General features: G+C 59.8%; 22 protein-coding genes. 12 read left to right on the forward strand and 10 right to left on the reverse strand.

Annotation, left to right across the window (positions count from 1 at the left end; genetic code table 11):
- Window positions 1–48 precede the first annotated feature (48 nt).
- Window positions 49–1,011 carry a LysR family transcriptional regulator gene (locus tag CKW35_RS15160; protein WP_016489868.1) on the forward strand — a complete coding sequence of 321 codons (963 nt, stop codon included), beginning with the start codon at window positions 49–51 and terminating at the stop codon, window positions 1,009–1,011.
- Here the strand turns inward: CKW35_RS15160 and CKW35_RS15165 are convergent.
- A complete protein-coding gene (locus tag CKW35_RS15165) occupies window positions 953–1,171 on the reverse strand; it encodes a PA3496 family putative envelope integrity protein (protein ID WP_080641095.1) in 219 nt (72 codons plus the stop codon). The genes CKW35_RS15160 and CKW35_RS15165 overlap by 59 nt on opposite strands.
- Before the next feature lie 210 nt (window positions 1,172–1,381).
- On the reverse strand, window positions 1,382–2,248 hold the full coding sequence (gene hexR / locus CKW35_RS15170) for a transcriptional regulator HexR (RefSeq protein ID WP_016489869.1): 867 nt from the start codon (window positions 2,246–2,248) through the stop codon (window positions 1,382–1,384).
- Window positions 2,249–2,351: 103 nt separating this feature from the next.
- Here hexR and zwf point away from each other — a divergent pair, with 103 nt between their 5' ends.
- From zwf to CKW35_RS15195, 5 genes are all read left to right on the forward strand, one after another.
- The gene (zwf, locus tag CKW35_RS15175; RefSeq protein ID WP_095116259.1) at window positions 2,352–3,794 is read left to right on the forward strand and encodes a glucose-6-phosphate dehydrogenase; all 1,443 of its coding nucleotides are present in this window, start codon (window positions 2,352–2,354) and stop codon (window positions 3,792–3,794) included.
- An 88-nt stretch (window positions 3,795–3,882) separates the two neighbouring features.
- Window positions 3,883–4,185 carry a hypothetical protein gene (locus CKW35_RS15180; protein WP_095116263.1) on the forward strand — a complete coding sequence of 101 codons (303 nt, stop codon included), beginning with the start codon at window positions 3,883–3,885 and terminating at the stop codon, window positions 4,183–4,185.
- 166 nt (window positions 4,186–4,351) lie between these two features.
- Entirely contained in the window at window positions 4,352–6,538 is a 2,187-nt protein-coding gene (gene uvrD / locus CKW35_RS15185) for a DNA helicase II (protein WP_016489872.1), read from the forward strand.
- 132 nt (window positions 6,539–6,670) lie between these two features.
- Window positions 6,671–7,519, forward strand: a complete 849-nt coding sequence (locus CKW35_RS15190) for a Tim44 domain-containing protein (RefSeq protein WP_016489873.1) — start codon at window positions 6,671–6,673, stop codon at window positions 7,517–7,519.
- Between the two features lie 114 nt (window positions 7,520–7,633).
- The gene (locus CKW35_RS15195) at window positions 7,634–8,041 is read left to right on the forward strand and encodes an SMI1/KNR4 family protein (RefSeq protein WP_016489874.1); all 408 of its coding nucleotides are present in this window, start codon (window positions 7,634–7,636) and stop codon (window positions 8,039–8,041) included.
- 219 nt (window positions 8,042–8,260) lie between these two features.
- Here CKW35_RS15195 and CKW35_RS15200 read toward each other — a convergent pair whose 3' ends face one another.
- Window positions 8,261–10,021 (reverse strand): cation:proton antiporter, encoded by a 1,761-nt coding sequence (locus tag CKW35_RS15200; RefSeq protein WP_016489875.1) that lies wholly within the window; start codon window positions 10,019–10,021, stop codon window positions 8,261–8,263.
- Between the two features lie 343 nt (window positions 10,022–10,364).
- Here CKW35_RS15200 and CKW35_RS15205 point away from each other — a divergent pair, with 343 nt between their 5' ends.
- Window positions 10,365–10,850 (forward strand): acyl-CoA thioesterase, encoded by a 486-nt coding sequence (locus tag CKW35_RS15205; RefSeq protein ID WP_003253263.1) that lies wholly within the window; start codon window positions 10,365–10,367, stop codon window positions 10,848–10,850.
- On the opposite strand, the gene pdxY is transcribed toward CKW35_RS15205, so the two are convergent.
- Window positions 10,847–11,719 (reverse strand): pyridoxal kinase PdxY, encoded by an 873-nt coding sequence (gene pdxY, locus CKW35_RS15210; protein ID WP_016489877.1) that lies wholly within the window; start codon window positions 11,717–11,719, stop codon window positions 10,847–10,849. The genes CKW35_RS15205 and pdxY overlap by 4 nt on opposite strands.
- Window positions 11,720–11,839: 120 nt before the next feature.
- Here pdxY and CKW35_RS15215 point away from each other — a divergent pair, with 120 nt between their 5' ends.
- Window positions 11,840–12,232 carry a DUF3301 domain-containing protein gene (locus CKW35_RS15215; protein WP_016489878.1) on the forward strand — a complete coding sequence of 131 codons (393 nt, stop codon included), beginning with the start codon at window positions 11,840–11,842 and terminating at the stop codon, window positions 12,230–12,232.
- On the opposite strand, the gene CKW35_RS15220 is transcribed toward CKW35_RS15215, so the two are convergent.
- Genes CKW35_RS15220 through zigA form a run of 3 tightly spaced genes read right to left on the reverse strand, consistent with a single transcriptional unit; the run spans window position 12,233 to window position 15,075 of the window.
- On the reverse strand, window positions 12,233–13,204 hold the full coding sequence (locus CKW35_RS15220; protein ID WP_095116266.1) for a GTP-binding protein: 972 nt from the start codon (window positions 13,202–13,204) through the stop codon (window positions 12,233–12,235). It abuts the gene before it with no gap.
- A gap of 39 nt (window positions 13,205–13,243) precedes the next feature.
- Window positions 13,244–13,870, reverse strand: a complete 627-nt coding sequence (locus tag CKW35_RS15225; RefSeq protein WP_016489880.1) for a DUF1826 domain-containing protein — start codon at window positions 13,868–13,870, stop codon at window positions 13,244–13,246.
- Window positions 13,867–15,075 (reverse strand): zinc metallochaperone GTPase ZigA, encoded by a 1,209-nt coding sequence (zigA, locus tag CKW35_RS15230; protein ID WP_023048552.1) that lies wholly within the window; start codon window positions 15,073–15,075, stop codon window positions 13,867–13,869. The genes CKW35_RS15225 and zigA overlap by 4 nt, the downstream gene beginning before the upstream one ends.
- A gap of 115 nt (window positions 15,076–15,190) precedes the next feature.
- On the opposite strand from zigA, the gene CKW35_RS15235 reads away from it, so the two are divergent.
- Together CKW35_RS15235 and folE2 are read left to right on the forward strand one after the other, a co-directional pair.
- The gene (locus CKW35_RS15235) at window positions 15,191–15,571 is read left to right on the forward strand and encodes a hypothetical protein (RefSeq protein WP_023048553.1); all 381 of its coding nucleotides are present in this window, start codon (window positions 15,191–15,193) and stop codon (window positions 15,569–15,571) included.
- A 25-nt stretch (window positions 15,572–15,596) separates the two neighbouring features.
- Window positions 15,597–16,502 carry a GTP cyclohydrolase FolE2 gene (gene folE2, locus CKW35_RS15240; protein WP_095116270.1) on the forward strand — a complete coding sequence of 302 codons (906 nt, stop codon included), beginning with the start codon at window positions 15,597–15,599 and terminating at the stop codon, window positions 16,500–16,502.
- On the opposite strand, the gene CKW35_RS15245 is transcribed toward folE2, so the two are convergent.
- Window positions 16,486–17,013: a DUF3617 domain-containing protein gene (locus tag CKW35_RS15245; protein ID WP_016489884.1), complete on the reverse strand. Its 528-nt coding sequence runs from the start codon at window positions 17,011–17,013 to the stop codon at window positions 16,486–16,488. The genes folE2 and CKW35_RS15245 overlap by 17 nt on opposite strands.
- Window positions 17,014–17,144: 131 nt before the next feature.
- Here CKW35_RS15245 and cls point away from each other — a divergent pair, with 131 nt between their 5' ends.
- Window positions 17,145–18,584, forward strand: coding sequence for a cardiolipin synthase (gene cls / locus CKW35_RS15250; protein ID WP_016489885.1), 1,440 nt, complete (start codon window positions 17,145–17,147; stop codon window positions 18,582–18,584).
- An 81-nt stretch (window positions 18,585–18,665) separates the two neighbouring features.
- On the opposite strand, the gene cfaB is transcribed toward cls, so the two are convergent.
- The gene (cfaB, locus tag CKW35_RS15255) at window positions 18,666–19,850 is read right to left on the reverse strand and encodes a C17 cyclopropane fatty acid synthase CfaB (protein WP_016489886.1); all 1,185 of its coding nucleotides are present in this window, start codon (window positions 19,848–19,850) and stop codon (window positions 18,666–18,668) included.
- 208 nt (window positions 19,851–20,058) lie between these two features.
- Here cfaB and lpdA point away from each other — a divergent pair, with 208 nt between their 5' ends.
- Window positions 20,059–21,459: a dihydrolipoyl dehydrogenase gene (gene lpdA / locus CKW35_RS15260; protein ID WP_016489887.1), complete on the forward strand. Its 1,401-nt coding sequence runs from the start codon at window positions 20,059–20,061 to the stop codon at window positions 21,457–21,459.
- 295 nt (window positions 21,460–21,754) lie between these two features.
- On the opposite strand, the gene CKW35_RS15265 is transcribed toward lpdA, so the two are convergent.
- Window positions 21,755–22,753 (reverse strand): DUF4917 family protein, encoded by a 999-nt coding sequence (locus tag CKW35_RS15265; RefSeq protein ID WP_095116272.1) that lies wholly within the window; start codon window positions 22,751–22,753, stop codon window positions 21,755–21,757.
- Window positions 22,754–22,890: the final 137 nt, after the last annotated feature.

Raw genomic sequence — 22,890 nt, forward strand, 5'->3', positions numbered from 1 at the left:
AAAAGCTTATAGTGCGGTAACAAGGTATTGCCGAAGGGCGGGTTATAAATGCGTAAGTCCTTGATGCGTATGACTTTGCGTCAATTGCAGATCTTCAATGAGGTGTGTGATTTGCGCTCGTACAGCCGTGCAGCGGAAGAAATGTCCCTGACGCAACCCGCCGTTAGTCTACAGATTCGTCAGCTCGAAGAGCTGATTGGGCAGCCGTTGTTCGAGTACGTGGGCAAGAAGCTGTACCTGACCGAAGCGGCCGAGGCGCTGCAACGTGCCAGCCGCGATATATTCGGCCGCCTCGAGAGCCTGGACATGCAGCTGTCGGACATGCAGGGCTCACTGCAAGGGCAGCTGAAACTGGCGATCGAGTCCAGCGCCAAGTACTTCGTGCCACACCTGTTCGCCGCCTTCAAGCAACGTCACCCGGAGGTCAATCTGACCCTGACGGTGGTCAATCGCGCCCAAGCCATCCGCCGCCTTTCGGACAACCGCGACGACCTGATCATCATGTCGATGGTGCCGCAGGACATGGGCCTGGAATTTCTGCCGTTCCTCAACAACCCGATCATCGCAGTGGCGCCGCCTGAGCATCCGCTGTGCAAGCTGGAGCAATTGCGCCTGCAAGACCTGGAGCCTCATACCTTGCTGGTACGCGAGCAGGGTTCAGGCACACGCAAGGCCTGCGAGGAGTACTTCAAGGACAAGCGCGTGCATTTCACCCAGACCCTGGAAGTGGCCTCGGCCGATGCCCAGTGCGAGTGTGTGATCGCCGGCCTGGGGATTGCCCTGCTGACTCGCCATGCGGTCAATCTGGAACTGGCCACAGGCGCACTGAAAGAGTTACCGGTAGAAGAGCTGCCGCTGTACCGCAGTTGGTGCGTGGTGCAGGCCAAGGCCAAGCGGCAGTCGCCGGTGGCCTTGGCGTTTCTGGCGTTCATCCGCAGCGAACGTGCGCTGATCAGTGCGCTTGTTGAGCGTTTTTCGGGGAAGTTGCCACTGAAGACTGCCACACTGTAAGTGCTTGCAACTCGGGGTAGTCCACCAGCTCGCGCAGCAGTTGACGTTGGTCGCAATAGGTCTCGATCGCGCGGCGGTATTCCATGCGGCGCTGATCCTTTTCCTGCTGCTTGCGAGCCTTGGCGTTGGGTTGGTAGATACCGTCGTGGTCACGTGCCATTGCCTGTCTCCCAGATAGGATGCGGGACTTTCAGACTGGCCTTGAAGGTTTACGGTTTGGCTGTGGGATGGTGACAGAATCGTGAATTTTTACTGCCTGTAGCGGCCTCTTCGCGGGCTCGCCCGCTCCCACAGGTACTGTGCACCTTTTTAATCGGTGCAATTGCTGTGGGAGCGGGCAAGCCCGCGAAGAGGCCGCTACAGGTTGGATTCAGTCGTCTGTAGCCTTGATCGACTTGGGCGACAAACGCAGGCTGCGCAAGCTGCGCTTTACGCTCTTCAGGTGGTTGACCAGGCTCGGGCCGCGCGCCATGGCCACGCCCATGGCCAGCACATCGATCACCACCAGGTGGGCGATACGCGAGGTCAGCGGGGTGTAGATTTCGGTGTCCTCATGCACGTCGATTGCCAGGTTCACGGTCGACAGCTCGGCCAACGGCGTCTGGCTTGGGCACAAGGTAATAAGGTTGGCACCGCTCTCACGCACCAGATTGGCGGTAATCAGCAGGTCCTTGGAACGGCCCGACTGGGAAATGCACACCGCCACATCCCCAGGCCTCAAGGTAACCGCGGACATCGCCTGCATGTGCGGGTCGGAATACGCGGCCGCACTGAGCAGCAGGCGGAAGAACTTGTGCTGGGCATCCGCCGCTACCGCGCCGGATGCGCCAAAGCCATAGAACTCCACGCGTTGCGCCTGGGCCATGGCGCTCACGGCCTGTTGCAGCGCATGCGGGTCGAGGTGCTCGCGCACTTCCATCAGCGTGTGCAGGGTGGTGTCGAAAATCTTCAGGCTGTAGTCGGCAACCGAGTCATCTTCATGGATCGCGAACTGGCCAAAACTGGCCCCGGCGGCCAGGCTCTGCGCCAGCTTCAATTTCAGGTCCTGGAACCCCGAGCAACCGATTGCCCGGCAGAAACGCACGATGGTCGGTTCACTGATACCCACGCTGTGCGCCAGGTCGGCCATGGAGCTGTGCATGACCGCAGCCGGGTCGAGCAGCACGTGGTCGGCCACTTTGAGTTCCGATTTGCGCAGCAAGTGGCGCGATTGGGCAATGTGTTGCAACAGATTCACGGGCTGGACTCGGTTATGATCGGCTGGCCGGGTTGTAGCTTTCTTGTAGTTATACTACATGGACGCCAACCCGCCCAGTTAAACGAACGTGGAGAGTGGCGGTTTGACTATTCCTTGCGACATTCTGGTGTTCGGTGGCACCGGCGATCTGGCGCTGCACAAGTTGCTTCCCGCGCTCTACCACCTGTTCCGCGAGGCCCGCCTGAACAATGCTGTGCGCATCATCGCGCTGGCGCGGCGCAACCTGCCACGTAACGACTACCTCAAGCTCGCCGAACGCCACTGCCGGGCACAAATTGCCCGCAGTGACTTCGACGAAGAGGTCTGGCAGCGGTTTTCCGCCCGGTTGGACTATTTCGCCATGGATGCTTCGCAAAGTGCCGACTTCGGCCGCCTGGCACGCTACCTGGGCGAGCCCGGCGGGCTGACGCGCATCTTCTACCTGGCCACCGCTCCCAACCTGTTCGTGCCAATTGCCAACCACCTGCGCAACGCCGGCCTGGCCGACCCCGAAGCGCGTATCGTGCTGGAAAAACCGATTGGCCACTCGCTGGCCTCGGCCACCGCCATCAACCAAGCGATTGGCGCAGTGTTCGACGAAAACCAGGTCTTTCGCATCGACCACTACCTGGGCAAGGAAACCGTGCAGAACCTGATGGCCCTGCGCTTCGCCAATGCCCTGCTGGAGCCGGTGTGGCGCAACAATCAGGTCGACCACGTCCAGATCAGCGTTTGCGAGACCCTCGGGGTAGAGAACCGCGGCGCCTATTACGACCGTGCCGGGGCAACCCGCGACATGCTGCAGAACCACCTGCTGCAGCTGTTGTGCCTGGTGGCCATGGAGCCGCCTGCGCAGTTCGAGGCTGAAGCGGTGCGCGACGAAAAAGTGAAGATACTGCGGGCCCTCAAACCGATCACCGGCCAGGATGTGCAGGACAAGACCGTGCGCGGTCAGTACGGTGCCGGACACATCGGCGGCCAGGAGGTGCCTGCCTATTACTTCGAAAAGGACGTCGACAACGACAGCGATACAGAAACCTTCGTGGCCATCGAAGCGCACATCGACAACTGGCGCTGGGCAGGTGTGCCCTTCTACCTGCGCACGGGCAAACGCATGGCACGGCGTTCGTCGCAGATCGTCATTCAGTTCAAGCCTGTACCCCACGAGCTGTTCAGCGGTGGTCAGGTCAACCAAATGTTGATCCAGCTGCAACCAGATGAGCGCATCAGCCTGCGCATGATGACCAAGAGCCCAGGCAAAGGTATGCGGCTGGAGCCGGTGGACCTGAACCTCAACCTGGCGCAGGTGTTCGGCCAGACCCGCCGCTGGGACGCTTACGAACGCCTGCTGCTGGATATCCTGGAGGGCGATTCCACGCTGTTCATGCGGCGTGACGAAGTGGAAGCAGCCTGGGCCTGGATCGACCCGATCCTCAAGGGCTGGGAAGAACACTTCCAGGCGCCACGCCACTATCCGGCTGGCAACAACGGTCCGGAGCAGGCCAACAGCCTGCTGGCCCACCGCGGAAGAGCCTGGCATAGCTGAAGCCGTTCCCGATTTCAGTCTGGCCTGCGCGAGATGAAAGTGGTGCGTGCCCCGCGAGGCACCCCATCTTTCATCAGAGGCTCAAATCATGGCAATCGACATCGACAACTTCGTAGCAATCAACGACAAGCGCCCCGGCAAGGAGGCGTTTCGCGTGTTCGGCACCGTAACGGTCGCCAATCCAGGAATCGAACCGGTACTGAGCACCCCATCCCCCCGCCACCGCGGCGGTTGGGAAGTGCTTCGTCTTGATCTGATTGAGCCTGACTCCCCCTCCATGGCCGTGATGACGACCAAGCCGGTTGCCTACGAGCAAGCGGGCATCAGCCCCTGGACCGACCTGGAAATCCAGGGCTGCGAGGGCAGGCTGAAAATCGTGACCATCGACTGAGACACCCTGAGTAGCCCCTTAAGCACCAGGCCGGCAGAACGAGGGTGTGATCAGGTTCGGCCGGCCCACTGCTGCAACCGGGCTGCACTGATGAATGGCAGCGTAAGAGGGTGATTATTTATACAGTACCATTTACCCGGCACTTGCCCCGCCCTAGAATGGCGCGATGCACACAGATGACCTCTCCCTCCTGCTGAACTCCCTCAACGATGCTCAACGCCAGGCCGTCGCGGCCAAGCTCGGGCGTCAACTGGTGCTTGCTGGCGCCGGCTCCGGTAAAACCCGCGTGCTGGTGCATCGCATCGCATGGCTGATCCAGGTGGAACAAGCATCGCCGCACTCAATCCTGTCGGTGACGTTCACCAACAAGGCTGCGGCAGAAATGCGCCATCGGATCGAGCAACTGCTGGGGATCAACCCGGCAGGCATGTGGGTCGGTACCTTCCACGGGCTGGCCCATCGCCTGCTGCGGGCCCACTGGCAGGAAGCACGGCTGGTGCAGAACTTCCAGATCCTCGACAGCGATGACCAGCAGCGCCTGATCAAGCGGGTCATGCGCGAACTGGGGCTGGACGAGCAGAAGTGGCCGGCACGCCAGGCCCAGTGGTTCATCAACGGGCAGAAGGATGAAGGCCTGCGCCCGCAGCATATACAGGCGGGGGGCGACCTGTTCCTGGCGACCATGCGCGAGGTGTATACCGCCTACGAACAGGCCTGTGAGCGCGCGGGGGTCATCGACTTCTCCGAACTGTTGCTGCGTGCACTGGACCTGTGGCGCGACCACCCGGGCCTGCTTGAGCACTACCAGCGGCGCTTCCAGCATGTACTGGTAGACGAGTTCCAGGACACCAACGCCGTGCAGTACGCCTGGCTGCGCCTGCTGGCGCGCGGTGGTGCCAGCCTGATGGCGGTGGGCGACGACGACCAGTCGATCTACGGCTGGCGCGGCGCCAAAATCGAGAACATTCACCAGTACACCGCCGACTTCCCCGACGCCGAAATGATCCGCCTGGAGCAGAACTACCGCTCCACCGGCGGCATCCTCAAGGCTGCCAACGCCCTGATCGTCAACAACAGCGGGCGCCTGGGCAAGGAACTGTGGACTGACATGGGTGAAGGCGAACCGCTGACGCTGTACGCGGCCTACAACGAGCACGACGAAGCGCGCTACGTGGTGGAAACCATCGAAAGCCTGGTCAAGCAGGGCAATGCGCGTAACGAAATCGCCATTCTCTACCGTTCCAACGCCCAATCGCGGGTGCTGGAAGAGGCCCTGCTGCGCGAGCGTATCCCGTACCGTATCTATGGTGGCCAGCGCTTCTTCGAGCGCGCCGAAATCAAGAACGCCATGGCTTACCTGCGGCTGATCGAAGGGCGTGGCAACGATGCGGCCCTGGAGCGGGTGATCAACGTGCCGCCACGCGGCATTGGCGAGAAAACCGTCGAAGCCATCCGCGAGCATGCCCGCCACAGCCAGGTGTCGATGTGGGAAGCCATGTGCCAGCTGTTGGCTGCCAAGGCGCTGAAAGGCCGCGCCGCCAGCGCTCTGGGTGCCTTCATCGAGCTGATCGAGGGGTTGGCCACGAAGGTCACGGACATGCCGCTGCATACCATGACCCAGACCACCATCGAACAATCCGGGCTGATCACCTATCACCAGGAAGAAAAGGGTGAAAAGGGCCAGGCACGGGTAGAAAACCTCGAGGAACTGGTCAGCGCGGCGCGCAACTTCGAGTCCACCGAAGAAGACGCCGATCTCTCGCCGCTTTCGGCCTTCCTCGGCCATGCCTCGCTGGAAGCCGGCGATACCCAGGCCGATGAGCATGAAGACAGCGTCCAGCTGATGACCTTGCACAGCGCCAAAGGCCTGGAGTTCCCGTATGTGTTCCTGGTGGGCATGGAAGAAGGCCTGTTCCCGCACAAGATGAGCCTGGAAGAACCCGGCCGTCTGGAAGAGGAGCGCCGCCTGGCCTATGTGGGAATTACACGGGCTATGCGCCAGCTGGTCATGACCTACGCCGAAACACGTCGCCTGTATGGCAGCGAAACCTACAATAAGGTGTCGCGTTTCGTACGTGAAATTCCCGCAGGCCTTATTCAGGAGGTGCGTCTGTCCAACAGCGTCAGTCGCCCGTTCAGTGGGGCCAAGACGGCCACCAACAGTAACCTGTTTGCCAATGCCAATATTCCACAGACGGCGTTCAACCTCGGCCAGCGCGTGCAACATGCGGTGTTTGGCGAAGGCGTGATCCTCAACTTCGAGGGTTCGGGCGCCCAGGCACGGGTACAAGTGAATTTTGCCGAAGGCAGCAAGTGGCTGATGCTGGGGTATGCGAAGCTCGAAGCCATCTGATGTACTGGGCCGCTCTGCCGGGCGGCCTTGTAACATTCAGGCAAAAGCTCGAAACACTATGTCACTGGTCATGTGCACGGGAACCTGTGCAACATGACGCGCGTGCAATCCACAACAGGGGATATCCCACTTATGCAACGTTTTCTTAGCATCGCACTGGCGCTCTGCGTCGGCCTGACGCTGAGCCTGGACGCCAACGCCAAACGTTTCGGCGGCGGCAAGAGCTCGGGCTCCGCGCCTATCCACCAGACCCGCCAAGCCACGCCAACCACGCCTGCAGCCGCACCGACCGCACCTGGCCGTGCCCCGGCTGCCGCCAGCGGTGCTTCGCGCTGGTTGGGCCCACTGGCCGGCCTGGCCGCCGGTGGACTGCTGGCGTCCATGTTCATGGGCGACGGTTTCGAAGGTTTCCAGATCATGGACTTCCTGATCGTGGCGCTCATCGCCTTCCTGGTGTTCCGCTTCATTGCAGCGCGCCGCCGCCAGCAGCAGCCGCAAATGGCTATGCCAGGCCATGCGCCGATGCAGCGTGAAGCCCACAACCAGCCAGCACAGCCATCGGTCTTTGGTGGTTCGGCCGCACCTGCCGCCGCTCCGGTGATCAACGCCCCGGCCTGGTTCAACGAGCAAAGCTTCCTGGCTGCCGCCCGTAACCACTTCCAGTCGCTGCAGCAGCACTGGGATGCCAACGAAATGGACAAGATCAGCGAGTTCGTTACCCCGCAAATGCTCGAGTTCCTCAAGCGTGAGCGTGCTGAGCTGGGTGACGGCTTCCAGGCCACCTACATCGACAACCTCGAAGTACAGCTGGACGGTATCGACGACCGCGCCGACCGCACGGACGCCACCTTGACCTTCCGCGGCGTGTCGAAAACCTCGCGCTTCGACCAGGGCGAAGTGTTCAGCGAAAGCTGGCACATGGTTCGCGCCCCAGGCGAGAACCAGCCTTGGCTGGTGGCCGGTATCCGTCAAAACGGCTAACCGCTGCGTGCTACATAAAAAACCCCGGGCCTGTCCCGGGGTTTTTGCTTTTGCCAGAGTGGCCTACTAGGGTATAACGCGCAGCGTTGTCATCTAGGTCAGAGGAAGTGAACCGTGGAAGAAGTGATCGAACAACTCCGTGAAGCCAATCAGCCAGTGCCGGTGCCCCTTGAGCTTCCCGACGAGGACCAGCTGGTCGAAATCGAAGAAGAGCTGTTCATCAACATACCGTTCGTGTTCAAAGAGTTTCTACTGACCGTCAGCGACGTGGTGTATGGCTCGCTGGAGCCGGTAACCGTCACCGACCCACAATCGCACACCTACCTGCCTGACGTTGCCGCCAACGCCTGGGACGCCGGCGTGCCGCGTGACCTGATTCCGCTGTGCCAGGATGGCGACAACTACTACTGCGTCGAAGAAGACGGCACCGTGGTGCTGTGGGACGCCGAAGAGGAAATTGCCGGTGAAGACAGTTGGGAATCAGTGTGGCACTGGGCGCGGGATGTCTGGCTGGAGAGCTGATTTCAATCTCTGCCCCCACAGGAACACCATCGCCTCCAGCTCCTGTGGGGTACCTGTGGAAGCGGGCAAGCCCGGGAAGAGGCCGGACAGGCACAGGAAGTTTACGGCCCGGTGCCATCAATGTGGCTAGAATCGCCAGGCTTTCTCCGCCTGGCGACATTGCTACCGCTCAGTCCCCGCGAACGACGATGAAATCTTGCTCAGGGAGCATTGCGCCCTTCAGTGCGTATTCTCGCGACTGTTTTCCAGCGTCTCCAGCAAGGCGATCTGCATGCGCGTGTGCACGCGGATGAACCAGCGCCACAGCAAGGCCACCACCACCGCCGCCACCACGGCAATGACCAACAGCAACTCGTTGGTGGGCAGAATGCTCGCCGACAATGCCGACAGCAGCAGGAAAATCACCAGCAGCGACAACAGCGGGATAACCTCGGCGATCACCCGGCGCACTCGCTGGGTATGGCGCCCGGCCATTTCCGGCTTCACGCCCATTTCTGCCAGCAGCATCGACAGTGCCTTGAGCTTGCGATAGGCAGCGATCAGGAAGGGCAGCGACAGCAACAACGCCGCGCCCCAGATAACCGCCTTCTGCTGGCTGGCATCGCTGACCCACTCACTGAGCCAGTTGCCGATGCGCTCTGCAAAGTAACCACCACTGAAGAAAATGGCGATCACCAGCGCCAGGTTCACCCCCACCTGCAACAGGATGCGCCGGATCATCGCCGCCAGCATGGCGCTCTCGCCCTGCGGCTGTATATTGCGCAACCACTCGCCATACAACGAAAGCACCCGCGCCAGGCGGCTGGGCACCACATTGCCAAGTTTCTGCGACAGCGGGTCGGCCGCACGGATCAGATAGGGCGTCAGCAGCGTGGTAATTGCCGATACCGCGACCGCCACCGGGTAAAGGAAGTCGCTGGTCACCTGCAGCGTCATGCCCAGCGCGGCGATGATGAAGGAAAACTCGCCAATCTGCGAAAGCCCCATGCCCACCCGCAGCGATGTGCGCCCGTCATTACCGGCAATGAACGCCCCCATGCCGCAGGAGAGCATTTTGCCCAATACCACCGCCAGGGTGATGACCACGATCGGCCAGGCGTAATCGACGAGCACTTGTGGGTCGATCATAAGGCCGATGGCGACAAAGAAGATGGCACTGAACAGGTCGCGTACCGGCTCGATCAGGCGTTCGATCTTCAGCAACTGACGTGATTCGGCCATGATCGCGCCAATCAGGAAGGCGCCCAGCACCATGCTGTATTCCAGCTTTACCACCAACAGGCAGAAGCCGAAGCACAGGCCAAGCACGGTAATCAGCAGCATTTCGTTGCTTTCAAATTTGGCCACATAGGCCAGCAGCCGCGGCACCAGCAGAATCCCGATAACCAAGGCAACGATCATGAACAGTGACAGCTTGCCCACTGTGGAGAACACTTCGCCCGAGCTGACCGTGCCGCTGACAGCGATGCCTGACAGCAGGGCAATAATGCCGATACCAAGGATGTCCTCCACGATGAGCACGCCGAAGATCAACTGGGCAAAGCGCTCGTTCTTCATCTTCAGGTCATTCAGTGCCTTGACGATGATGGTGGTCGAGGAAATGGCCAGGATCGCGCCGAGGAATAGCGAATCCATGGTGTTCCAGCCGAACCAGCGGCCAATCTCGAAGCCGATCCAGATCATCAGCACGATTTCCAGGAAGGCCGCGATGAACGCCGTGGCACCAACCTTGAAAAGCTTGCGCAGACTGAATTCGAGCCCCAGGCAGAACATCAGGAAGATCACTCCCAGTTCAGCAAGGGTCTTGATGGTTTCTTCGTCATGGATCAGGCCGAATGGCGGGGTATGCGGGCCGATGATGAAGCCGGCGACGATATAGCCCAGTACGACGGGCTGTTTGAGGCGGTGAAAGAGAATGGTGACCACGCCAGCGACCAGCATGATGACTGCCAGGTCCTGGATAAAGCTGATGGCATGCATGGCGTGATACTCCTTTTCTCGTCTTTTTTTTGAATGCCTGGGCAGACCGCTCCTCTGCCAAGGCAAACCTGAGCGAGCAGCAAGTACATACTGTATTGAATGCAGGAATGCCCATGTTGCATGGGCGTACTCAGGTTAACATCGCACCCCGCCGCAAAAAGCCGGTGCAATATGCAGAAACAGATCGGCTGGAAAAGCGCCGCTGATGGCATGATCAGCGTGACGATGGCGCGTCAGCCAACGTCCCGTACCAACAAGGCAAATTCAAAAGAGGGGAACAGAAGTGTCAGCAGATAACGCCCCCCATTCGCCCGATTCAGCGCAACCTCACCGTGAGCACACTATGGAACCTGGAAACGCCCAGCTGAGCATGACCGTCCTGATGACCCCGGACATGGCCAACTTTTCTGGCAACGTACATGGCGGCACCCTGCTCAAGTACCTCGACGAAGTGGCCTATGCGTGCGCCAGCCGCTATGCCGGCAGCTATGTGGTGACCCTGTCGGTCGACCAGGTGATCTTCCGCGAGCCCGTGCACGTGGGTGAACTGGTGACCTTCCTGGCGTCGGTCAACTACACCGGCAATACATCGATGGAAGTCGGCATCAAAGTGGTGACCGAGAACATCCGCGAGCGCTCGGTGCGCCACTCCAACAGCTGCTTCTTCACCATGGTCGCGGTCGACGACAACCGCCGCCCGGTGCCGGTGCCGCCGCGCCAGCCGCACAGCAGCGAAGAAAAGCGCCGCTTCCTGCAAGGCCAGCAGCGTCGGCAGATCCGCCAAGAGCTTGAGAAGCGCTACCAGGACCTGAAAACCGACGCGATCTAAAGCGCCAGCGGCTGCGCCTCAAAGCGCACCCGCGGATGGGCGATGCGGTCCTGGGCCCGCACCAGTTGTAGTTCGTAGCTGGCGCAGGCCTGGGTTTCCAGCAGCACCTCATGCACGGCTGCAGCGGTGAATTCGAAGGCTTGCACCCAGCTGTCGCCGAGCAGCACACGCGCCAGGAACAGGCCTGAGGTCAGGTCACCCACCCCCACCGGCTGCCGCGGGAACGCCAGCAGCGGGCGGCGCAGGTGCCAGCTGTGCTCGGCAGTCACCAGCAGCATTTCGAACTGGTCTTCGGCCCGCCCGGGGTAAACCAGGTGCTTGACCAGTACCACCTGCGGGCCACGCTGCAGCAGGCTGCGCGCCATGTTCACGCAATCCTCCAGCGACTGTGCGCGGCGCCCACAGAAGCTGTCCAGTTCCAGCTGGTTGGGGCACAGGATGTCGGCCCGGGCCGCCGCCTCGTCGAGCAGGAACTCGCTCACCTCCGGCGGCACGATGCAGCCCTTCTCCGGATGCCCCATGACCGGGTCACACAGATACAGAGCCTTTGGGTTCACCGCCTTGATCCGCTCGACGCCAGCCAGGATCGCCCGCCCCTGCTCGGCACTGCCCAGGTAGCCGGAAAGCACAGCATCGCAGTGACCCAGCTCGCCAATATTGGAAATACCTTCCACCAACGCAGGAATTTGCGCCGGGGCAAGCACTTCACCCGCCCACTGGCCATACTGTGTGTGATTGGAGAACTGCACGGTATTGAGCGGCCAGACATTGACCCCGATACGCTGCATGGGAAACACCGCGGCGCTGTTGCCGGCGTGGCCGAACACCACATGGGACTGAATGGCGAGCAGGTGCGGGGTACGTTTCATGCGGGAGGTTTCCAAAGCTGTTTCAAGGATTGTGCGCAGCGCAGTATGAACTCGATTGCCACCTGTACGACAGGCCAGGGACGCAGTTAAGCTGGATCTACCTGTTTGGAGCATATGCAAATGTTGACCCTGGAGAACGTCTTCGTCCTGATGCTGTTGGCCACGGCAGGCGGCTGGTTGTGGCACAACCATGGGTTGCGCGAAAAAGCCCTGGAACGGGTCAAACAGCACTGTGCCAAGCTCGACCTCGAGCTGCTCGACGATGCCGTCGCACTCAAGCGCATCGCCTTTGTCCGTGACGCCAATGGCCGCAAGCGCCTGGCGCGCATCTATGCCTTTGAGTTCACCGTCACCGGCGAGCAACGCCACCCGGGTACTGTGACCCAGTTCGGCGCGCACAGCGTGCAGATCGAGCTGGCGCCCTACCCGTTTGAAATCAAGACACCACCACGCACCGACAATGTCATCGAGATGCAGCAGTGGCGTCAGGAACACAATCGCTGGCGCAACTGATCAGCTGACGCGGCATTCGCTCAACCCCGCTTGCAGCGTGGGTTGCGATTGCGGCTGATCAAAAATCAGCTCGATACGGCTATCCCTGCGCCATTCACTGGGCTGCCATATCGGCATGTCACCCTTGAGCCCATTAAATGATTGCCAACCTTCCACGCTGTGGATAACCCCTTTGGCACGCCGCCATGGCAAGGTCCGCAAGAACGCCAGTAGGCGCTGTGGATAAAACTGCTGTGCGGGATGCCAGCGCCAGCCAATGCTCCAACCTCCCTCCCCCTCCTGCGCAAGACAGATCGGCTGGCTGGGGTCTGTCCACAATATTGTTGGGGCTCCCCCAAGATTGTCGACAATCTGGTCTTCCTGAAATGGGCTGTCGACAATCTCTACGAGGGCGCCAGGAAGGCTTGATAGCGGCACCTGGCCCTGTACCGACCACATCACATTCTTGTCGTTAAATTTATTAGTTATCAACAACTTAGATTTTTCATCCACAGCCTCCGACTTGTTGAAAAGCACGTATTCAGAGGCGTTGAAAGCCTGCTGTTGGGCGTCCGGAAGCGGCTCGTTTCGCGCCATGGATTGCGCATCGACAACCATCAACAATGGCTGAATTGTCAGCACTCCAGCCCACGGAGCCTGTTTCAGCTGAGCAAGCAGCTGCAACGGGTGACCCAGGCCAGACGGCTCGATAAACAGCCGGTCAGGCCGGGATTTGCGCAACAACCGGCCCAGGCCCACCTGAAACGGCATGCCGTTGACACAACACAGGCAGCCACCTGCAACCTCGCCGATGGCGATGCCATCTTCGTCACGGCTGAGCAACGCCGCATCCAGGCCAACCAGGCCGAATTCGTTGATCAAGACCGCCCAGCGTTCGTTGCGCGGGCGCTGGGCCAGCAGATGGCGGATCAGGGTGGTCTTGCCGGCGCCCAGGGGGCCTGCAATGACATGGGTGGGAATGTTCTGCAGCATGGGGTGGCTTCAGGCGGGGTAAAGGCTCACTATGCGCCGTCAGGCTAGCCAGTCAAGGCTGAGCAGCAGGCGCCCTTGCTGGCCCGAGGGCGAGCGGTGCACCAGCCCTGCACCTTCGTTGCCCTGCCACTTCTCGCCCTTGAGTACAGCCACTTCACCGACGTGCAGTTTCTGAATGTTATTCACAGGCACTTGAGCTGTGTGTAACTCCCCGCGTGGGCTCTCCTGCTCTCGCAACCACTCGCTACCCGGGCCCGCATAGGTGGTGAGCAATCGCAACGGCACGTTATCCACATGAAAGCGCGGGCACATGGGCCCGGTCAGCACCCGCAGGCGCAAACCGACCCGCCGCGCGCCAACCAGGCAGGTATATGCCGCCACCAGCCAGGCTACATCGGCCACGAACGCTTCGTAACCCTGCAGGTCCGCCGCTTCGCGTAGCAAATCCGACATAACCGGCATCTGCTGCTCGTCCACATCCATTACCCACTGATCTGACAGGGGTTGCCCAAGGCTGACTACCAGCTCGGCAAAATCCTCCAGCTGTGGCGGCAAGCGCCGGCGCCAGACCGCCAGGTTCACGCCGTCCTGCAGCACGTCGGTCAACACCAGCGGCGTTTCGCCAAACACCTGGAAGATATCCACAGGCTTGAGCGCCTGGTTCATGCTGCTGCCTCCTCGTGCCAAGGGCCAAATGGATCAGCCAGACGCAACCAGCCCATAGGCCCCAACTCCATTTCTTCATCCGTCAACAAGCAGGCCTGAAGCTCTGTGGATAACTTTTTGAAGTCGATATTCTGACCAATGAACACTAATTCCTGCCGGCAGTCACCGGTTTCGGCGTGCCAGTGTTTCAAGATATCGGCAGTGTTATCCACATCCTGGGGCCACTGCTCGCGCGGCACGAAACGCCACCAACGGCCCGCCAGACCATGGCGCATCATGCCACCTGCCTGGGACCAGCTACCGGCTTCCTGGTACTTGCTGGCCAACCAGAAAAAACCCTTCGAACGCAGCAGCCGACCATTGCTCCAGGGCTTGTGGATAAAATCAAAAAAGCGCTGTGGATGAAGTGGCCGCCGCCCCTGCCAGGTCGTGGCCGCGATGCCGTACTCTTCAGTCTCCGGCACATGCTCGCCGCGCAATTCTTGCAACCAGCCAGGCGCTTGAGCAGCCTGGTCGAAGTCGAATAGGCCAGTGTCCAGAATGCGCGCCAGCGGCACCTGGCCCATGACCATGGGCACGATCTGCGCCCGGGCGTTGAGGCTGCGCAAAATGGCCATGAGTTCTTCGCGCTCGTGCTGGCTGATCAGGTCGATCTTGCTCAGCAACAACACATCGGCGAACTCCACCTGCTCGATCAGCAGATCACTGATCGACCGCTCGTCCTCTTCGCCCAAGGTTTCACCACGGCTGGCCAGGCTGTCTGCTGCCTGGTAATCGCGTAAAAAATTCAGGCCATCGACCACAGTGACCATGGTATCCAACCGCGCCATGTCGGAAAGGCTGCGGCCCTGCTCGTCGCGAAACGTGAACGTCTCGGCAACCGGCAGCGGCTCCGAGATACCCGTGGACTCGATGAGCAAATAATCGAAGCGGCCTTCTTCGGCCAGCCGCGCAACCTCTTCGAGCAGGTCTTCACGCAGTGTGCAGCAGATGCAGCCGTTGCTCATCTCGACCAGTTTCTCTTCAGCGCGGTTGAGGCTGACGTTGCGCTGCACCTCGCTGGCGTCGATGTTGATTTCACTCATGTCGTTGACGATGACCGCGACCCGCAGGTGGTCGCGGTTACGCAGCACATGGTTGAGCAAAGTGCTCTTGCCGGCGCCAAGGAAGCCAGACAGCACGGTGACAGGGAGACGATTGGACATGGCGAAACCTCTTCAGGCGAGCGCATTCGAAACGATGCATTGCACAATGTTATAAAGTAACAATACAATTTCGCCAAGCCGTTCTCGACAGACGAGTATTCACCGGGGATGAAAAATGAATCTGCTGCGCGCCATGGTGTTGCTGTTGCTCGCCATGCCTACTTCGCTGTTCGCCATGCCAAAGAACAGCCCGATGGCGATGTGTACACGCAGCGCGACACTGCTTGCCTGCCAGGACGGCAAAGGCAGCTATTACAGCGTGCGCAACGAAGGAAATATGTTCTACCTGCGCGGCTACGACTTCACCAGCCGGCGCCTATGGGCACAAACCAACAGCCGCTATGGCACGTTGACCTTTTTTACCGGCCTGGCCAGCGATGGCGAAGCCTGGGTGGGTTACAGCCGTCGCGTTGGCTGGACCACTCTGAACCGCGTATCCAGCTCCAGTGGGCAGCGCTTCAAGCTGCATTGCAGCCTGATCGGCGCTTGCCACTGATGCCTCTTTTTGTTTGGAAAGCCAGATGACCCAGCTCAAGCTCCCCGACATCGCAGCACAAGCCCTGGAGTACACCTTGCCTTTGGACTGGGTGGGCATGTGCGGCATCGCCTTGCCTGTGCAATTCGAAGGGCGTACCGCAGCCGCCAAAATCGATGCAGGCGTAAGCCTGGTTGACGGCAGTTCACGCGGTATCCATATGTCGCGGCTTTACCTTGCCCTTGAGACATTGGAGCACCAGCCCCTCACTCCGCTGGCAATCAGGCGGCTACTGGCTGATTTCCTGAGCAGCCATGAGGGCCTTTCTTCGGCAGCCTACCTGCGCCTGCGCTTCGAGCACATGCTGAAACGGCCGGCTTTGATCAGCCCATTGGCAGGCTGGAAAAGCTATGCGGTAACAGTCGATGCAAGGATAGAAAATGAAATGTTCCACGTGGAACTATCTGTTTCCGTTCCGTACTCCTCCACCTGCCCGTGCTCGGCTGCACTTGCACGGCAACTGATTCAGCAGCAGTTCCTGGACGATTTCAGCGAGCAGCAGGTCGAAAAATCCGCCATATTGCAGTGGCTGGGTAGCGCCAAAGGCATTGTGGCGACGCCCCATAGCCAACGCAGTACCGCGCAAATTCAGGTACGGCTGCGCGGCACTCAGCAGGATCTACCCATCACCGAATTGATTAACTGCGTAGAGGGAAGCTTGGGGACCGCTGTGCAGACTGCTGTGAAACGTGCAGACGAACAAGCCTTCGCCTTGGCCAACGGGCAGAACCTGATGTTCTGCGAAGACGCCGCACGACGCCTGCACAACTCACTGCGGCAAATGGAATGGAGCACGGCCTTCAAGCTGCGCGTGGAACATGCAGAAAGCCTGCATGCCCACGACGCCGTCGCTACCAGCCAATGGCAATGGGACGTCAGCTGCGCGGTTTGACCGTGCCACAGTCATTACCTAGCCACACCGCACGGGTGTTCATGCTGCCTTGCTGCTGCACACCCGAAGCGTTGAAGGTACCACTGACCTGAGTAGTGAACTCCCGGTCGCTGAGGAAGGTAGCCTGGCCAGTACCTTGTGCCTTGGGGCAGCTGAACTGGAACTTCCACACATTACCGGTACGGTCGGTAATCTTTTGAGTGCAGCCCGATTTCGGATCCTGCAGTGGGATATCGTTGGTGGCCACCTGCTCTGGCGTCAGGCACGAACGCACACCATTGCCACCGACAGTTACCCCCTGTTTCGCCAATACCCCCTCCATCATCGCGCGTTGCTCTGGCGGCAGATTTTTCAACTGACCGAGCATGAACTGCATGTCGGGTAACGGTTTGCCATCGACCTGCATATTGCTGGTGGTCAGCTCCCACAAACCTGGTTGCAGCATCTGGGCATGCACCAGTGGGCTGCTCATGGCCAGGGCCAACGCCAACAGTGGCAGACGAATCTTCATGGACGATCGCTCCTGAAAAAACCGGCCAAGCGGGCCGGGCTGAAACTTGGACGCCAAATCCACCTTCAGGTTGCAAGGCGGACCGGGAACGTGTTCTGTTACCTCAAGTGTACTCGGCAAGCAGGATGCATATGGATTACCACAGCCCCTACTTTTTTGGTTACCTACTCGGACTGATTCACTTACTGGGTATCGTCGCCGCGCTGCACGCGATCTTTACCGTGCGTACCGCCCAAGGCGCCATCGCCTGGGCCATGCCCTTGTTTTTCATCCCCTACCTTACCTTGATCCCCTACCTGATCTTCGGCGCCCGCTCGTTCTATGCCTACATCAAGGCCAGGCGCCAGGCCAACCAGGAGATGCACGTGGCCATGGCCAATCTCAACTGGCGGCCTTGGGTGGAAGAAGCCCTCACCGCCCGGGAATCAGAAAGCTACACAGCCCTGCGCGCCATGCCCAAGCTGGGCCGCATGCCCTGCCTGGCGAACAACCAGGTGAAGTTGCTGATCGATGGAAAGGCCACCTTCGATGCCATCTTCGCCGCCATCGACAAAGCCCGCGATGTGGTGCTGGTGCAGTTCTTCATCATCCATGACGACAACCTCGGCAAGGCACTGCAACAACTGCTGCTCCGTAAGGCCGCCGAAGGGGTGCAGGTATTCGTGCTCTATGACCGCGTCGGCAGCCATGCCTTGCCAGCCCGCTACAGCCAGCAGCTGCGCGACGGCGGTGTGCAGATTCATGCCTTCGCCACCCGCCGCGGTTGGTTCAACCGCTTCCAGGTAAACTTCCGCAATCACCGCAAGATCGTGGTAGTGGATGGCCTGATTGGGTTCATCGGCGGGCACAACGTGGGCGATGAATACCTCGGTGAGCACCCGAAGCTTTCCCCTTGGCGCGACACCCATGTGCAAATCGGCGGGCCGGTGCTGGCCTGCCTGCAGGAGTCGTTCGCCGAAGACTGGTACTGGGCCACGCGCCAGCTACCGCCGCTGATCCTGCCGGATACCTACCCGGACAACGGCGTGCTGTGCCAGGCCTTGGCCAGCGGCCCGGCCGACCCGCAGGAAACCTGCTCGCTGTTCTTCCTCGAAGCAATCCACTCCGCCACCCGCCGGGTGTGGATTACCAGCCCCTACTTCATCCCGGACGAGGCGGTGTTCGCCGCCTTGCGCCTGGCGGTGCTGCGTGGGGTCGATGTACGCGTGCTGATCCCGTCACGACCAGACCATCGTGTGGTCTATGCCGCCTCAAGCCTGTTCGCCTTCGAAGCGGTGCGCGCGGGTGTGCGCATGTTCCGCTATCAGCCGGGCTTCCTGCATCAAAAGGTGGTGCTGGTGGACGATGATGTCAGCGCGATCGGCAGTGCCAACCTGGACAACCGCTCGTTCCGTCTGAATTTCGAGATCACCCTGCTCACCGTCGACCGCAGCTTCGCCGACCAGGTGGAGAAGATGCTGATCAATGACTTTGAACAGTCGCGGGAAATCACTGCGGAGGACAGCCTGGACACTCATCGACTGCAGCAGTTGGGGATGCGGATTGCACGGCTGATTTCGCCAATCCTTTAAGCTAAGCAGTATGAGTGTGGGAGCGGCCTTGCGGCCCTCTCGCGACACAAGGCCGCTCCCACAAAATCCGCATCTACATGCTTAGCGATACAGATCTTCGCGCGTCCAGGGCAGGTCATGGTGCCCGTCGGCGTATGGCTTCACTGCCAAGATCTGGTGCAGGTTGATCCAGCCCTTCTCAAAGGCATAGGCACAACCTGCAAGGTACAGGCGCCAGATGCGCAGGGTTTTTTCCGGCACCAGCGCCGCCGCCTTGTGCAGCTGATTCTCCAGGTTTTCGCTCCAGTGATGCAGGGTCTTGGCGTAGTGCAGGCGCAGGCTTTCCACGTCTACGACCTCCAGTCCCGCTTCGCAGAGGCTGGCGCTGATCATCGACAGGTGAGGCAGCTCGCCATGGGGGAACACGTAGCGGTCGATGAACTCACCTGCGCCACGTCCGACCGGGCGGCCATCGACATGCTTGGCGGTGATCCCGTGGTTCATCACCAGCCCCCCTTCCCTCACGGCGCCGAACAGTTTCTGGCAATACAGCGCCAGGTTGGCATGCCCGACATGCTCGAACATACCAACGCTGACAACCTTGTCGAAGCGACCGTCTTGAGGCAGGTCACGGTAGTCGAGAATCTGCAGGTCGACCTTGTCGGCCAACCCTTCGGCCTTGACCCGCTGCCTGCCAAGCTTGAGCTGCTCCTTGCTCAAGGTGATGCCGAATACCTTGGCGTCATATTCCCGTGCAGCGAAGCGCGCAAGGCCACCCCAACCACAGCCCACGTCCAGCAGGTAGTCGCCGGCATTGAGGCGCAACTTGCGACACAGGTGGTCGAACTTGTCCTGCTGTGCCTGATCGAGCGTGTTATCAGGCTCGCGAAAGTAGGCGCACGAATAGGCCATGTCCTGATCCAGCCACAGCCGATAGAACGCGTTGGAAACATCGTAGTGATAGGAAATGGCTTCAGCGTCAGTGCTTTTGTCGTGAGCAAGCCGCGCCGGCGAAGCCTCTTCAAAATCAGGCAACAGCGCCTCGCTCAGCTCATCACATACCCGGATGGCTTCACCGATGTCGCCTTCCAGCTCCAGCTTGCCTTCGACGAACGCTGTGCCCAACTGCTCCAGGCTCGGGTGCGTCAACTGGCTGATCAACTGTGGCTCTTTGACCAGGATGGTGACCTGCGGGCTAGGCCCCAGATCGAACTGGTTACCGTCCCACAATTTCAGCCGCAGCGGCAGATGCAGGCTCTGCAGTGCAGGTGGAAGTTGCGCGAGCATGAACAACCCTCCCTATCCGTTTCTGGCTACAACGCCTGATATTTCGAACGTCGTCGGATCAGAGTAGTTCATTGGTGGGAGGTTTCCTCTAAACGAGACCAAGGTCTAGAACCAACTGATCTTATCCATACAGCAGATTGTATACAATTCTCGCATCTCAGCTTAACCTTGTGCCCCTCTCGCGCTTCTACATCCTGGAGTTGAACCCATGAAATCCTATGACGTGGTGATCATCGGCGGTGGCCCTGGCGGCTACAACGCAGCCATCCGCGCTGGCCAGCTTGGCCTGAGTGTTGCCTGCGTGGAAGGCCGCTCGACCTTGGGCGGCACTTGTTTGAACGTGGGCTGCATGCCCTCCAAGGCACTGTTGCATGCGTCCGAGCTGTACGAGGCCGCCAGCGGTGAAGAGTTCGCCCACCTCGGTATCGAAGTAAAGCCCACCCTTAACCTCGCCCAGATGATGAAACAGAAGGACGAGAGCGTGACCGGCCTGACCAAAGGTATCGAATACCTGTTCCGCAAAAACAAGGTCGACTGGATCAAAGGTTGGGGCCGCCTGGACGGCGTCGGCAAGGTTGTAGTAAAGGCTGAAGACGGCAGCGAAACTGCGCTGCAAGCCAAGGATGTGGTCATCGCCACCGGCTCGGAGCCCACCCCTCTGCCGGGGGTGACCATCGATAACCAGCGCATCATCGACTCGACCGGCGCACTGTCGCTGCCGCAAGTGCCCAAGCATCTGGTCGTCATCGGTGCCGGCGTGATCGGCCTTGAGCTGGGTTCCGTCTGGCGCCGCCTGGGCAGCCAAGTCACCGTCATCGAATACCTTGATCGCATCTGCCCAGGTACCGACACGGAAACCGCCAAGACCCTGCAAAAGGCACTCGCCAAGCAAGGCATGGTGTTCAAGCTGGGCAGCAAAGTGACTCAAGCCACTGCAAGTGCCGAGGGTGTGAGCCTGACGCTGGAGCCTGCTGCCGGCGGCACCGCAGAATCGCTGCAGGCCGATTACGTGCTGGTGGCTATCGGCCGCCGCCCTTATACCAAGGGGCTGAACCTTGAGAGCGTGGGCCTGGAAACCGACAAGCGCGGCATGCTCGGTAACGAACACCACCGCACTTCTGTGCCCGGTGTGTGGGTGATTGGTGACGTCACTTCCGGCCCGATGCTGGCGCACAAGGCCGAAGACGAAGCCGTAGCCTGCATCGAGCGTATTGCCGGCAAGCCCCACGAGGTCAACTACAACCTCATCCCTGGCGTGATCTACACCCGCCCGGAGTTGGCCACCGTGGGCAAGACCGAAGAGCAGCTCAAAGCCGAAGGGCGTGCTTATAAAGTCGGCAAATTCCCCTTCACCGCTAACAGCCGCGCCAAGATCAACCACGAGACCGAAGGCTTCGCCAAAGTCATCGCCGATGCCCAAACCGATGAAGTGCTAGGTGTGCACCTGGTGGGCCCAAGCGTCAGCGAGATGATCGGTGAGTTCTGTGTGGCCATGGAATTCTCGGCCTCGGCAGAAGACATCGCCCTGACCTGCCACCCCCACCCGACCCGCTCCGAGGCCTTGCGCCAGGCAGCGATGAATGTGGACGGCATGGCGATGCAGATCTGACAGTACCCCTCGCTCCCCAAGGCATTCGAGTCATATGTCCTGGGGCGCTATTGCCTGATCATCATTAAGCAAAAAGCCCTCCATATGGAGGGCTTTTTGGATTTAGAGAATTAAAACTGTCGCAAAGAGGCCCAGTTTCCGTGGCCTTCAGCCCGATTCGGAGGAAACGCAAAACTGTCGCGAGCCCCCAAAACCGTTGACTCGGACAAATGCGCCAGAGAATAAAAACTGTCTAGCCCAGTAATGACGGGCCTTACAGCCACCTCTGAGATTTCAGGAGTGGATGTCCTGCCCGCTATTCGGGTTGAACCCAGCAGCCCGGGCTCTCACTGTCGAAGAAATCGACCTCAACTGGCCCCAGGTCATCCTGAATGATTTGGTAAGCCATGTTGCAATAAGGCTGATATCCCCGAAAGACTGAGACGGCTACGCGCTCAATGCCCGTCCCCTTCATTCGCTTGAGCAAATGCCTGTCGTGCTCCCCCAGGCCCCAACCGAACAGTGTCAGTGTCTTCCGGGGCGCCGTAAGCACCTCTCGATAGACAGTCGACAGGTAGTAGCTATTTTGAATCGAAGCTACCTTCTGACGCATGGTTCCTTCACTGACAAACAGCGGTACCACACGCTCGTTTTTCCACTCCTGAAGAATGGCTTCCAGCAAGCCGCCGCCCAATGCGCGGATCTTGAACTCTTCCTCTATGTTGTTGCGGCATAAAGCTAAGCTGCCATGGGGGTAGAACACCAACGTATTCACTCGCTCCTTGTACAGCTTCCGGAATCGACGCCAGTCGTCATCGAATACCCCGCCATCGACGAAGCAGTCTTTGAACATATGGCCGTCCGGGATGTTGAGACCATAGGCCACCGTCCAGTAAACCAGCAGGTCATAGTTTAGCGACAAGACCGTGTCGAACTCCTTCAGATACCGGTACATGTTCGGCAGATGATCGGTGATCTGGTGATACTCAGGGTGAACATCCCGCACTGCCTGGATCAGGCAATCCCGGACGCGCACGTAGGCTTCGTGGGTACGCTGATCTGGGATCTCCAACGATTTGTTGACGTTGGATGCTTGCCAGACGACCCGCAGAATTAGCTCAAAATCCTCTGTCTCAAAAAACTCGAACAGACGCGCCACGTCGTTCTGGAGCAGCTCATTTTCCCTTACATGTTCTAGCAGTGAGCGGTACGCAAAACTCTGCGACACAGCGATACTCGCGCCGTTGCCCAACAAGATGGTACCGCGCTGATAATTCTGAGCTATTTCTGCCCATGGCTTTACGGGGTATGGCATAGAGGCCACCTTCGAGTTGTGATCGCAAGGATCATATCTCTGATGGTTCCATCGAGTCTTCTAGGCCGCCGACGTGTCTTCGCAACCCGCTAGCTCAGATTCAAGCCCTGCGGACGAAACGCTCAGTGGCCGCTCAA

The organism is Pseudomonas sp. Irchel 3F3 (genome assembly GCF_900187545.1).
Taxonomy (GTDB): domain Bacteria; phylum Pseudomonadota; class Gammaproteobacteria; order Pseudomonadales; family Pseudomonadaceae; genus Aquipseudomonas; species Aquipseudomonas fortuita.

What these genes read in the sequence shown, in the direction of transcription:
- zigA (WP_023048552.1), bottom strand. Translation starts at nt 15,075, where the DNA reads ATGTCCAATCGTCTCCCTGTCACCGTGCTGTCTGGCTTCCTTGGCGCC.
- CKW35_RS15205 (WP_003253263.1), top strand. Translation starts at nt 10,365, where the DNA reads ATGGAACCTGGAAACGCCCAGCTGAGCATGACCGTCCTGATGACCCCG.
- CKW35_RS15190 (WP_016489873.1), top strand. Translation starts at nt 6,671, where the DNA reads ATGCAACGTTTTCTTAGCATCGCACTGGCGCTCTGCGTCGGCCTGACG.
- CKW35_RS15225 (WP_016489880.1), bottom strand. Translation starts at nt 13,870, where the DNA reads ATGAACCAGGCGCTCAAGCCTGTGGATATCTTCCAGGTGTTTGGCGAA.
- uvrD (WP_016489872.1), top strand. Translation starts at nt 4,352, where the DNA reads ATGCACACAGATGACCTCTCCCTCCTGCTGAACTCCCTCAACGATGCT.
- CKW35_RS15235 (WP_023048553.1), top strand. Translation starts at nt 15,191, where the DNA reads ATGAATCTGCTGCGCGCCATGGTGTTGCTGTTGCTCGCCATGCCTACT.
- CKW35_RS15220 (WP_095116266.1), bottom strand. Translation starts at nt 13,204, where the DNA reads ATGCTGCAGAACATTCCCACCCATGTCATTGCAGGCCCCCTGGGCGCC.
- CKW35_RS15180 (WP_095116263.1), top strand. Translation starts at nt 3,883, where the DNA reads ATGGCAATCGACATCGACAACTTCGTAGCAATCAACGACAAGCGCCCC.
- CKW35_RS15245 (WP_016489884.1), bottom strand. Translation starts at nt 17,013, where the DNA reads ATGAAGATTCGTCTGCCACTGTTGGCGTTGGCCCTGGCCATGAGCAGC.
- CKW35_RS15265 (WP_095116272.1), bottom strand. Translation starts at nt 22,753, where the DNA reads ATGCCATACCCCGTAAAGCCATGGGCAGAAATAGCTCAGAATTATCAG.
- CKW35_RS15215 (WP_016489878.1), top strand. Translation starts at nt 11,840, where the DNA reads ATGTTGACCCTGGAGAACGTCTTCGTCCTGATGCTGTTGGCCACGGCA.
- CKW35_RS15200 (WP_016489875.1), bottom strand. Translation starts at nt 10,021, where the DNA reads ATGCATGCCATCAGCTTTATCCAGGACCTGGCAGTCATCATGCTGGTC.
- CKW35_RS15160 (WP_016489868.1), top strand. Translation starts at nt 49, where the DNA reads ATGCGTAAGTCCTTGATGCGTATGACTTTGCGTCAATTGCAGATCTTC.
- folE2 (WP_095116270.1), top strand. Translation starts at nt 15,597, where the DNA reads ATGACCCAGCTCAAGCTCCCCGACATCGCAGCACAAGCCCTGGAGTAC.
- cfaB (WP_016489886.1), bottom strand. Translation starts at nt 19,850, where the DNA reads ATGCTCGCGCAACTTCCACCTGCACTGCAGAGCCTGCATCTGCCGCTG.
- lpdA (WP_016489887.1), top strand. Translation starts at nt 20,059, where the DNA reads ATGAAATCCTATGACGTGGTGATCATCGGCGGTGGCCCTGGCGGCTAC.
- pdxY (WP_016489877.1), bottom strand. Translation starts at nt 11,719, where the DNA reads ATGAAACGTACCCCGCACCTGCTCGCCATTCAGTCCCATGTGGTGTTC.
- CKW35_RS15165 (WP_080641095.1), bottom strand. Translation starts at nt 1,171, where the DNA reads ATGGCACGTGACCACGACGGTATCTACCAACCCAACGCCAAGGCTCGC.
- cls (WP_016489885.1), top strand. Translation starts at nt 17,145, where the DNA reads ATGGATTACCACAGCCCCTACTTTTTTGGTTACCTACTCGGACTGATT.